This window comes from Moorena sp. SIO1G6, from assembly GCF_010672795.1.
GTDB lineage: Bacteria > Cyanobacteriota > Cyanobacteriia > Cyanobacteriales > Coleofasciculaceae > Moorena > Moorena producens.
Genome location: NZ_JAAHFZ010000102.1, coordinates 1 through 11,255, shown reverse-complemented (window position 1 = coordinate 11,255; position 11,255 = coordinate 1). Strand labels below are relative to the sequence as shown.

Annotated in this window: 8 protein-coding genes and 3 pseudogenes; 7 read left to right on the top strand and 4 right to left on the bottom strand. The window is 43.6% G+C overall.

Annotated features, from left to right (window positions below):
* Positions 1–154 precede the first annotated feature (154 nt).
* A pseudogene (locus tag F6K63_RS35360) lies at positions 155–1,223 on the bottom strand (IS4 family transposase).
* 100 nt (positions 1,224–1,323) lie between these two features.
* Here F6K63_RS35360 and ltrA point away from each other — a divergent pair.
* The 6 genes and pseudogenes from ltrA (at position 1,324) to F6K63_RS35330 (ending at position 6,524) form a co-directional block, all read left to right on the top strand.
* Complete coding sequence (gene ltrA / locus F6K63_RS35355; protein WP_287314789.1) at positions 1,324–2,841, top strand: group II intron reverse transcriptase/maturase; 1,518 nt, start codon at positions 1,324–1,326, stop codon at positions 2,839–2,841.
* Positions 2,842–2,925: 84 nt separating this feature from the next.
* Positions 2,926–3,132 (top strand): annotated as a pseudogene (locus F6K63_RS35350) (HNH endonuclease); the annotation flags it as partial.
* Positions 3,133–3,177: 45 nt separating this feature from the next.
* Complete coding sequence (locus F6K63_RS35345; RefSeq protein ID WP_287314785.1) at positions 3,178–4,170, top strand: RNA-guided endonuclease InsQ/TnpB family protein; 993 nt, start codon at positions 3,178–3,180, stop codon at positions 4,168–4,170.
* A 725-nt stretch (positions 4,171–4,895) separates the two neighbouring features.
* The gene (locus tag F6K63_RS35340) at positions 4,896–5,330 is read left to right on the top strand and encodes an IS607 family transposase (protein WP_353813170.1); all 435 of its coding nucleotides are present in this window, start codon (positions 4,896–4,898) and stop codon (positions 5,328–5,330) included.
* A 302-nt stretch (positions 5,331–5,632) separates the two neighbouring features.
* On the top strand, positions 5,633–6,160 hold the full coding sequence (locus F6K63_RS35335; protein WP_287254933.1) for a helix-turn-helix domain-containing protein: 528 nt from the start codon (positions 5,633–5,635) through the stop codon (positions 6,158–6,160).
* Positions 6,161–6,278: 118 nt separating this feature from the next.
* Entirely contained in the window at positions 6,279–6,524 is a 246-nt protein-coding gene (locus F6K63_RS35330) for a hypothetical protein (RefSeq protein WP_287314783.1), read from the top strand.
* Between the two features lie 425 nt (positions 6,525–6,949).
* Here the strand turns inward: F6K63_RS35330 and F6K63_RS35325 are convergent, their stop codons facing one another.
* The 3 genes from F6K63_RS35325 to F6K63_RS35315 form a co-directional block, all read right to left on the bottom strand.
* Positions 6,950–7,201: a hypothetical protein gene (locus F6K63_RS35325; RefSeq protein WP_287314781.1), complete on the bottom strand. Its 252-nt coding sequence runs from the start codon at positions 7,199–7,201 to the stop codon at positions 6,950–6,952.
* 535 nt (positions 7,202–7,736) lie between these two features.
* A complete protein-coding gene (locus F6K63_RS35320; RefSeq protein ID WP_287314780.1) occupies positions 7,737–9,257 on the bottom strand; it encodes a reverse transcriptase domain-containing protein in 1,521 nt (506 codons plus the stop codon).
* A 489-nt stretch (positions 9,258–9,746) separates the two neighbouring features.
* A complete protein-coding gene (locus F6K63_RS35315) occupies positions 9,747–9,950 on the bottom strand; it encodes a hypothetical protein (protein WP_287314778.1) in 204 nt (67 codons plus the stop codon).
* A gap of 928 nt (positions 9,951–10,878) precedes the next feature.
* On the opposite strand from F6K63_RS35315, the pseudogene F6K63_RS35310 reads away from it, so the two are divergent.
* A pseudogene (locus F6K63_RS35310) lies at positions 10,879–11,127 on the top strand (reverse transcriptase N-terminal domain-containing protein); the annotation flags it as partial.
* Between the last annotated feature and the right edge of the window lie 128 nt (positions 11,128–11,255).

The window sequence follows — 11,255 nt, the reverse complement described above, 5'->3', positions numbered from 1 at the left end:
CTTGTGAGTAGATTTTTTTCTGGGTCATAATTGGGATTTTTCTTGACTACCCCATTTACCCAGATTTTTCTGTTTTGTCCAACCCCTTCCCTACTTACTTTTCAACCACTTGTGTCCGTCAGCAAGCACTACACCTATAACACGCCAGATAGGTTCACGAGAACACCATCTTATCAAACCAATGTACATAGCTAATATTTTCACACATAAAAGCTTGTAAATATCGTAGTTTATCTAATGTTTTTTTACCGAAAAATTTTGGGTTCACCACTAATTGTAATAAAACATAAGCAATTAGACAGCTATATATTTGTATCTCAATTCCATTGATATTTTTTGTGATTAATCTGTCGAGTTTTAGATGCATCTTCAAAAATTTCCAGAATAACTCTATTTGCCAGCGCCAACGATAAAAATCTCCAATATCTTCATTACTTATTTCTGATTCACCTGTTTCTGGTAGGTTAGTCACTAGTCTAAATTCAGTTTTAGTTTCGAGGTCACAAAAGTTGACTACTCTAGCTTCTATTTGATCTTTTCCGGTTCCGATTAGAACCTGCCCATTTGATAACATTTCTAGCTGAAAGTTCTGATTAATTCTTAATACAAAATAACGATTATATTTGGTCTTTAGATTTTTTATCCTCTCCAAGCTCGCAAATCCTCTATCCATTACGCCAACTCCGTTTTCTGGAGTTGATTCTATTGTGTTATCCCCATATTTACTATCATGACCTTGACCAAAATGAATCATTATTCCTCCTGGCTCTGCTGTTAATAAATTTAAGCCACTGAATAATTTTACTTGATTAAAGCCTTGGCTCCATAAAAGCTTGCTTGTTAATGTTACTATGGTCGAATCAATCGGAAATAATGCTAATTTATTCTTCCCTACTTTTGGGCTTTTATGTAGAGCTTTTCTTAATTGAATTAACAAATTATAAAACAACATTGGATTTCTCACTTTGCTCGCCTTAGAGAAAGTCGATATGTCTACATCTATGCCACGTACATTCAAACGCTTAAATAAACTCCTCATACTAGTTTGACTTTGGTCTAATACAAATTCTAACCAGGTTGATACAAATAGCGATGCAGCGCGGTCTTGGGGGTTTCCCCCATGAGCGACTGCATCAAGACAGGAAAGTATTGAGGACTGGATAATCATCAGTAGGTAGTTTTCCTAGGTGTTTTTTGATGATTTGTGGAAAATTTGATATCATTTAAGCAACATTATTATATTTTTATTTGGCCTCTATTTTATCAAATTAGAGGCTATTTGTCTAGTTTTTTAACTATCATTCAACATTTCTGGTAATGAATATGTCTAAAACTCGGGGGTTCGCCCCACAGTCGGAATGGAAGAAAGTCAACTGGCGTAAGCTAGAAATGACTGTCTTTAAGTTACAAAAACGAATATATCGAGCCTCAAGCCGTGGTGATGTCCGCGTGGTGCGAAAGCTGCAAAAAACCCTGATGAAATCCTGGTCAGCTAAAATGATTGCGGTTAGAAGGGTAACCCAACAGAACAAAGGCAAAAAGACTGCTGGAATAGACGGGGTTAAATCGCTAACACCAAAACAACGCCTAGCCTTAGTAGCCAGCCTTAAAGTTCAAAGAAAGGCCAAACCAACCAGAAGGGTATGGATTCCCAAACCTGGACGAATGGAAAAACGCCCATTGGGGATTCCCACCATGTATGACCGCGCCTTACAAGCACTTGCGTGCGCGGCTCTAGAACCGGAATGGGAAGCAAAATTTGAACCCAATTCCTACGGATTTAGACCAGGACGCTCATGTCACGATGCAATCGAAGCAATATTTAAAAGTATCAAGCAAAAACCCAAATGGGTACTAGATGCCGATATAGCCAAATGTTTCGACAAAATCAACCATGATGCTCTTGTCTCAAAATTAAATACATATCCGTCACTAAGACGATTAATCAAATCATGGTTAAAAGCCGGTGTGATAGATAACGGAACATTCTCATCTATAAAAGAGGGTACTCCCCAAGGTGGAGTTATATCCCCACTCTTGGCAAATATAGCCCTTCACGGAATGGAGGAACGAATCAAACAATATGCCAAATCTATGAAAGGAGATAAAAAAAGAAACAAAAAGGCATTAAATTTGATTCGATATGCTGATGACTTTGTCATCCTGCATAAAGAACAAACTGTGGTAGAAGAATGTCAAATAATCATCAACGAATGGTTGAGTGACATGGGCTTGGAATTAAAACCAAGTAAAACCCGGATTACCCACACATTTAACGGATTTGACTTCCTCGGATTCAATATTCGTCAATATTTAGTAGGTAAACACCACTCAAAACAAGGTTTTAAAACCATCATCAAACCATCTAAAGAAAAAGTTCTAGAACATTATGGGCAGCTTTCCAAAGTCATCAACCGACATAAAGCTGCCCCCCAGGAAGCATTAATACGCAACCTAAAACCCATTATACGCGGATGGTGTAATTACAACAGGTCAGTCTGTAGTAAAAAAACCTTCAACAAATTAGGGTATATGTTATGGAAAAAACTCCAAAGATGGGGATACAGGAGACATCCAAATAGGTCAAAAACCTGGGTAAACAAGAAATATTGGGGAACCATCGAAGAAGACAACTGGACTTTCAAGACTAAAGAAGGATACTCCCTTCCTAAACATGCCAAAACGAAAATAATAAGGCATGCAAAAGTCAAAGAAACTAGAAGTCCCTACGATGGCGACCTCATCTATTGGAGCACCAGAATGAGAAAGCATCCTGAGATGACCACTCAGAAGGGAAGGCTTTTAGAACGGCAAGAAGGGTTTGAAGTTACCGTAAGATAGTGGAGCCTTTATAGTTGGTAGGTTATGCGTAAAAGGTTGAAGTCTTTTGTAGTAAGGCGACCCTATCTAAGGTTTCGTTTCCGGAAATGCGCTCATTGTGGTCTTACTTTCAAGGATGGAGATTTATTGGAAAAGCATCATATAATACCGCGCGCACTAGGTGGAAATGACCTAGACAAAAATCTAGAGTTATTACATCTTCACTGCCACGATATCAAGCACGGAACAAAAATCAACTCTTTGGCCGTAGGCCACGCTACGGGAACGGAGATAGATGGAAATCCGTTTTAGAGGTACCAATGACAAGGATTCCCATGACGAGGAGCCGTATGATGCGTGCATTGTCACGTACGGTTTTGGAGACGAGTCGGTGAGGCGACTCACCGGCTTAGTTTAATCCATTCTCAGGTGCTTCAAGACGTAGTAAAAAGAGTCAAGTTGGCTTTCGATAGATTCATCAAAGGGGATAGCAATGGGAAACGAAGCGGTAGACCGAGATTTAAGAAGCGCCACCGTTATCGTACTTTTACCTATCCTCAGCTGAAGGAAGGGTGCCTAGAAGAAAACATTATCAACCTACCAAAACTAGGAAAAGTAAAGATTTTCCTTCATCGTCCTATACCTACTGGATTTAAGATAAAGACAGCATCTATCACCAAGAAATGTGATGGTTATTATTTGGTTTTGTCTCTCTTAGACAAGACTGTTCCTGAAATTAAGCCTGATATTAATCCTGAATCAATAATTGGTATTGATGTTGGTCTCAAAGACTTTTTGACTACTTCCGAAGGCGAGACAGTAGAGATTCCTCAATATTACCGTAAGTCCCAGAAACGGCTAAAGGTCATCCAAAAGCGAGTATCCCGACGCAAAAAGGGAGGTAACAATAGACTTAAGGCTATTAAACAACTTGGAAAGCAGCACAAAAAAGTAGCGGATAAACGAAAAGATTTTCATTTCAAGACAGCGAAATACTTACTATCAAAATATGACGTAGTTGCTTACGAAAAACTAAACGTCAAGGGAATGGCTAAGTCCCGATTGGCTAAATCTGTGCTAGATGCTGGGTGGTCAAGCTTTCTGACAATCCTGACAAGCAAAGCCGTTCGCGTAGCGTGGCCTACGGCCTTAAATGCTGGCTTGTTGGCGGTTCCGGTAAGTGCTCAGAATACTTCGCAGAATTGCTCCAATTGCGGCAAAAAAGTCCCTAAAAAGCTGCATGTAAGATGGCACGATTGTCCCCATTGTAGATGCAGTCTAGTACGTGACCACAATGCAGCGATAAACATCAAAAATAGAGCGGCAGGGTTTGAAGTTACCGTAAGATAGTGGAGCCAAAATCGGCAAAGTTTTAACCCTTTTATGCATAGCCGACTAACCATAAAGGCGACCCTATCTAAGGTTTCGTCTCTCGGCAGTCCGTTCTTAAAGCCCAGCGCCTCCTAAGCAATGGCCGGATTGGCTGGGAAGCCTACACTGAACCTGCAAGGTCAGTGTAGGAGCTGTCACTTTCCATTTTCTATCAGCCATCACTCACCACCAAGACTCAAAATCGTTGATCCTGTTACCTAGGTAAGCGGCAAGCCGCTTAAGGATTGACCTTGGCCTTTAGGCCACGCTACGCGAATGGTCACGCTACGCGAACGATAACGTGTTACCTAACTTACTTGACCGGTCAATTAAGTACGCTCATTCAATAACTGATCGCTGAATCTTTAGGTCTACTTGATTGGCCTATTGGCCACGCTACGCGAGCAGCTACGTAGCCAACAGCGATTTATTTCCCTAAAACTGTTTGCCAACAAATAACTATGCACAACCAATCAATTAATTCGGTGCCTTCTGGCAATCAAAACTCTGAAGCCAGCACTAGTGGTTTGGTGAATTATCCAACGCCGAATCATAATGAAAAGCAGCCGATAGTAAGGGGCTACCAACTGTTAAATAAAATCTCAAATAATCTAGCACTATCTCCAAAAGTGTGTTAGATTATAACTATGGTACTAGTTCCTTTACGTAAGGCGGTCGAACTTACGGGATGATCGGGGAACACTCTGAGGAAGTATGCGGACAATGGCACAATCAGGTGCGAAAAAACTCCTGGGGGAACCAGGCTCTTTGATACAGAAAGCCTGCTCAGATTCGGGCACAAAAAGGGAGGAGTGGTTCCGGTTCGTCGATTCAGTATTGGGTATTGCCGAGTCAGCACCCACAAACAAAAAGACGACCTCGCCAGGCAAGTCGCCTACCTCCACTCCCTCTTCCCGGAAGCAGAAATCATCAAAGACATCGGGTCAGGACTCAACTACAAAAGGAAAGGTCTTAGAACCATATTGGAACGAATTGTGCGCGGAGATAAGCTCACAATTATTGTTACCTGTAGAGACAGACTCACCCGATTCGGGTTTGAACTTATTGAGTACTTGGTTAGAAGTTACCGTAAGAGTAGTGCAGCCTTTATAGTTGGTAAATTATGCAGCATAGGGTAAAGGTTTTGTAGTAAGGCTGCACTACTCTAAGGTTTCATCTCCGGTTGGTCTCAACGGTGGGAAAATCTTGGTTCTCGACCAACCTGAAAGCTGTCCCGAATCCGAACTTACCGCAGATCTTCTCTCCGGAGACGAAACCTTAGAATAAAGAAGCCTTATTTCATAAGTTTTAACCTTTTTACCCATAGCCTGTCGCCTATAAAGGCTTCTTTATTCTTACGGTAACTTCAAAATCATTCACGTCTTTTCTTGCCGGGTCCACGGACTATGGAAATACGGGAAGAAAATCGAAGAAGATAAGAGTGTTCCTAAGCCCTGAACAGCGATCTACTGTTCGCAAATGGTTTGGGGTATCCCGTTACGTATTTAACAAAACCGTCAAAATCCTTCAAAGCGGTGAGGTTAAGGCCAATTGGAAAGCCATTAAAACCGACATTTTAAACGACCTACCCGAGTGGTGCAAGCCAGTACCTTATCAAATCAAGTCTATAGCGATAAAGGATGCTTGCACCGCCGTCCGGGAGGCGAAAAAGAAGTACAAAAAGACTTTTCAGATTAATCGGGTTAGATTTAGGTCTCGTAAAAACCCAAGACAGTCTTGCTACATCCCAAAGTCGGCAGTATCTCAGAAGGGCGTCTACCACACCAAACTAGGGGAAATATCCTATGCAGAGTCTCTCCCCAGCAATATTGGTGATTGCAGACTAACCAGCCACAATGGGGATTATTACTTGGTAGTCCCCCATGAAGCAACGAAAGATGAAACCGATAACCAAGGGCGAGTAGTTGCTTGCTTACCCTGTACTCAGAACATTTTTAACCTTTTTTAGTGAGACTTCTGTCGGAAAGATTGGGCACGGAGACTTCTCCCGAATTCAAAGACTTTGCCAACATCTAGATAAGCTATTGTCGAGAGTAAGTAAAGCTAAACGTGGGCAAAAGCGTCGAATGAGGAAAGCTGTTCGACGGATGATTATCAGGATTCAAAACCTGATAGATGAACTCCATCACAAAGCAGCTAGGTTCCTTGTGGACAACTTTGATGTGATACTACTTCCCACTTTTGAGACATCTCAAATGTCTAAGAAAGGAAATAGGAAGTTAGGATCTAAGACTGCCCGCAATATGCTCACTTTTGCCCATTATCGATTTAAAGAGTTCCTAAAGCATAAAGCCAAAGAGCTGGCTGCCTGACACATCTGTGTGAAACCAAGACGTATCAGGCTCGACACTGTAACGACTGAATCCGTGAGAACCAGATGCGATTGACATGCAGTCACGCTACGCGAACGTAAAAATCCTGACGAGCTTTAAGAGCGGCGCTTAGCACGGTTGCGGGTCAATGGGAGCGCAAGGGGACGGGTGTTAAAAGTTGACGACTTTTGTGGAGGACTCCCTGAAGCCAGCGCAGACCAATTTTTAGGTAGCTCAGACCCCTTTGCCAATGAGGATTGACCTTTGGTCACGCTACGCGAACGACCTGCCGTCGCAGACAAAGTAGTTGAACAGCCATGCCTTGAGTCGTGCCGTACAGTAGTGCCACCGCAGCCACGCTCGTAGAGCCGTTCGAGAGCTCGCCATTGCGGATGTGGGAGTTTTCGAGTTGAAAGGCTCCCGACTTACTGTCGCTTAAATAATTCCTCGACCCGGAACCTCAAACCGTATTGCCACAGAGTCTTTAAGGTGGGGGTTTCATCGGTGATGACAGCCCAAGGCTCTTTGACCCCAATGACTATGGCTAACACCAGATGAGAGCGGTGTTTTCCATCAAGCCATAAACCCACATGGTGATAGAAAACTGCAACTCCGTTTTGTGGCCACAGATAACTGACTTCAATCGGATAGCGACGCGGACCGAAGCAAATTGACATCACAGGGCAGCCGTAGGCAGTAGTGCCAATTGGTCTTTTGTAACCAGTTCATCAAAGCGTGGGTGGGCTTTGCCCCGGTCGGCTTTGAGCATCACATCGGCATGAGGCGCGCAATATCCACCGGGCTTGGCGTAACAATGGCTGATATTCCAAGGGAAGCCACCGTGGCACTGCTATGCTCCTTGGAGACGAAACCTTAGACAGTTGAGCCTTTATAAGCGACAGTCTGTGAGTTATAAGTTTAAGTTATATGAAATAAGGCTCAACTGTCTTACGGTAACTTCAAACACTTGCCACAGAAATGGCACGGCACGACCACAACACACCAGTGATATATGAATCATACAGTAGCGATTCCAAAGCACTGTGGTATCGAGTGCAAGGTACAGACGATGAGACTGCCAATTCTTCAATTGCCTTTAGCACCAAGGGAATATATAGCCCCTTGTTAAAGTCGATGCCTAGGTATTACCCTAGGGCACCTCTCCTTCAAATCCGTACGTGAAGGTTTCCCCTCATACGGCTCCTAGATATCCTAGTCTTTCGACTTGCTCCCATGGATATATTGGTGACAGCTTTGGTGAACGGCCATAAGGTTGTTTTTCTTCCAGTTGTCGTGATTTCCATCAATGTGGTGGAGGTGTACTCTTTCCTCATCGATGAATCTCAGTTCGCAATATCCACAGGAATGGTTTTGCTTTTTCAAGGTTTCTGAAGTAGCATTGTTGTACAATTCAGTGTTTCTTTGGCTCCAGTAGACTAGGTCTCCATCGTAGGGAGACTTAGTTCCTTTTACCATTGTGTGTTTGTGTTCAGAGTGTTTTACCTCCGGGAATGCTTTCTTTACTAACCTTTTGGCTTCGTATCTATCGACTTTCTTCTCCTTTCTAAACTTGCGGCTCGCTGCTTTGTTTGCGAACCATAAATTGTTTGGGGAGTCGTCCATCTTACTGCAATGCCGGTGGTAATTCCTCCATCCTCGCACAATTGGTGCTAACTTTTTGGCCTTTACTTTGGCTCCATAATTCGAGCAGTTGGCTATGGCTTTAATCTTCTTTAGGACAGCTCTTCGATTCTCCTTTGATGGAAAACTTCTAAGCTTACCGTTTTTCTGGACTAGGAAATGCCAGCCCAGGAAGTCGAATCCGTCTGTCGCTTTGGTTTGCTTGGTCTTTTCTTCACTTATCTCCATCCCCCTTTCTGCCAAGAATGTACTGATTTTTGTCAGAATTTTGTCAGCCTTATCTTTTGGCTTTAAGAAGAACACCATATCGTCCGCGTACCGGACACTGGGGTGTATATCTTCAATTCCGTTCAGTGCGATATTCGCCAGGAGTGGGCTTACTACTCCTCCCTGTGGTGTACCTTGCTCCGGGAATTCGGGGTTTATTCCAGCTTTTAGGCATCGGTATATCCCTATTTTTAGTCCTTGCGGAGCTATTAGGCGTTTCATTATGGATTGGTGCGATATTCTATCAAAGCATTTCTTGATGTCTAGCTCGATTACCCTTTTGTTGATGCCGTTTGACCTTGACCTTAAGTGGTTAAAGATGTATTTTTGGGCATCGTGTGCGCTGCGTCCAGTCCTAAACCCGTAACTCCGGGCATGAAAGGTTGCTTCCTGTGCTGGTTCAAGGGCAAATTTCGCTAAGCATTGCCATGCTCTGTCAGATATCGTAGGGACTTTCAGTATTCTCGTACTCCCATTTTTCTTGGGAATCGGGATTTCCCGTAACCCTTGGTGCGTCCAATTATCCGCACTGGAGCCTAACATTTTAAGTACCTTAAACCTTTCCTTGTGGGTTAGAGCTTTCTTCCCATCAATCCCAGCGGTTTTCTTCCCCTGGTTTAATTGGGTCACTTGTCGGATTGCCAGAAGTTGGGCTGACCGGGATTTCAGAATCAGTTTCTGTAGAGACCGAGCTTTCCTCATGTCACCTGCTTGAACCGCTTTGTACACGCGCCTCTGTAGGCGGAAAAGATTCCGGCGGAGTTGTTTCCACTTTTGTCCTTTCCAAAGTTCACTATAAGATTGTTTTCTCATGTGTCTAACCATGCTCTCCTAGGGTTTGTATACTCTGAATACCCGCCACCAGTTTTGATGGCATCCTACCCGACGGGAGGGATTAAGTTTGACATAACTTACTAGAGTTTCGACCTTTCTCCAGACCTCATTGCCGTCGTTTTTACTCGTTCCGTCTTTTGGATTGTTTTGACGATTTAGGGTGGTTCAATTCGCCTATCCTCTTCTCGGAAATTACAGCTATCGGTCTGACAATGCTGTGAGAATAGTCGAGGATGAAGTCCACATTTTTCTTCAGGTTATGGCTGCTCACTTAGACGCTTTTTCAGAACCTATTTACCCCTGTCGTCTCCCCGTTAGCGAAGCGTGTTGTTACCTGCTTATTTTCAACTGATTGCGCCCTGCTGCCAGCGTCACTCTACGGGTTGTCGTCCGCTCGGTGTGGCCAGATAGGGAGTCACTTGTTTCCTCAAGGGTGGGACTTTCACCCACATCCGCAGGACAGTTAGGATTTTTGAGGTTTTAATCCTCGCGAATCCCCCAATCCATACCCCTAGGTTTTCCTAGGCTCCTGATTGGAACGAGCCGCACCACACCAATGAGTCGATTGCTCACAAAGCGGTGCCACCGACGTTCAAAGCTCTGGGCTTGTTTGGCGAGGCATAAGACATAAGGTTCCCAGGCACATTGGCTTAGCTTACCACTGCTAATTAAGGCACTCACCATCCAGGTAATGGTGTTTAGATGGCGCAGATCGAGGGTAGCTGCTGTATTGACACAGAAAGTCTAACAGTTGATCATGAATTTGGGTAGAGTTGGACATGCTCCGATGGGCTGGTTGTGTAGTGACCAAGCGCCTCGCATATCCCTCTACCCTTTTTGATCGAGTCTTGCCTTCCCGTAGCATGAGCAAAGGTCAATCGCTCTTTTCTACCAGTTTTCTCGGACCGTCCGCTCAAAACCTGCATCCCATCACCCAGGCATAATCAGGCTTTGAGGCACTTGTGTCCGGCAGTCAGGCCAAAGAGACCGGTAAGACAGTAGTGGATGTCTGTGAAGCCTATGTGCGATTCGTTGGCTAGAAACCAAACCCCCCTAAAGGTTGTTTGGGAGAAATAGCCGCTTGGTTTAACGAACCATGACAACTTGATAACCATGGTGGTGAAAAACCACCCCTCGCGAAATCCGAGTGACAGCCTTACCCTGGTTTATAAACTTAGCAAACTTATGAATTGATGCAAGGGTCGAACAGTGAAGCACTACCAGCCTAATGTGGTGTTAGTAACAGGCAAAGGACTCATGGGTACGAGAGGAAGATACGCCCGAATCATCGTAACACAGATGTAGCGAAAACAAGGCTGATACGCTACAGACAATAAGTCACGGAATAAGGATTATAAGATTATAGGTTCTTATAATGATTTCCCATATATTCCCGGTGAACAGTATCGCCCTAAAAGTCCATAAAAAAATGGTGATCAGGAACGAATTAACCGTCATATGTACTCTCAGTAAGGTCGATTATTGAGTAGGTAGCTAGCCGCAAGTCATATGAGGGCAAGATTGAGTCAAAAGCTAACGCCTGGGGTAATGCCCAGGATATGCTGACGGACTCACGTCAACGGAAAAGGTATGGTTGTAAGTAGTAATAAACATGTCTAATACTCGGGGTTTTCCTCAGAAGTCGGAATGGAATAAGGTCAATTGGCGTAAGCTAGAAAAGACTTTGTTTAAGTTACAAAAGCGAATATACCGAGCCTCACAACGTGGTGACGTCCGCGTGGTAAGAAAGCTACAAAAGACTCTGATGAAATCCTGGTCAGCAAAAATGATTGCGGTCAGACGGGTTACTCAAGAGAATAAAGGTAAAAAGACTGCCGGAATAGATGGGGTAAAATCTTTAATGGGATTTAAACAATAAAAAGAGTAAAATAAGGCTATAATACTTATCAGACAGTAAGTTTACGTCGAAATAACCTCCATGAGAGAAACCACTCCCTCCGCCATGCCCCCGTGCTTTGAGAAATGGTG

Bases quoted from the DNA above. Each gene is read 5' to 3' on its own strand.
- ltrA (WP_287314789.1), top strand. From the start codon at position 1,324: ATGTCTAAAACTCGGGGGTTCGCCCCACAGTCGGAATGGAAGAAAGTC.
- F6K63_RS35330 (WP_287314783.1), top strand. From the start codon at position 6,279: ATGAGGAAAGCTGTTCGACGGATGATTATCAGGATTCAAAACCTGATA.
- F6K63_RS35325 (WP_287314781.1), bottom strand. From the start codon at position 7,201: ATGTCAATTTGCTTCGGTCCGCGTCGCTATCCGATTGAAGTCAGTTAT.
- F6K63_RS35320 (WP_287314780.1), bottom strand. From the start codon at position 9,257: ATGGTTAGACACATGAGAAAACAATCTTATAGTGAACTTTGGAAAGGA.
- F6K63_RS35315 (WP_287314778.1), bottom strand. From the start codon at position 9,950: ATGGTGAGTGCCTTAATTAGCAGTGGTAAGCTAAGCCAATGTGCCTGG.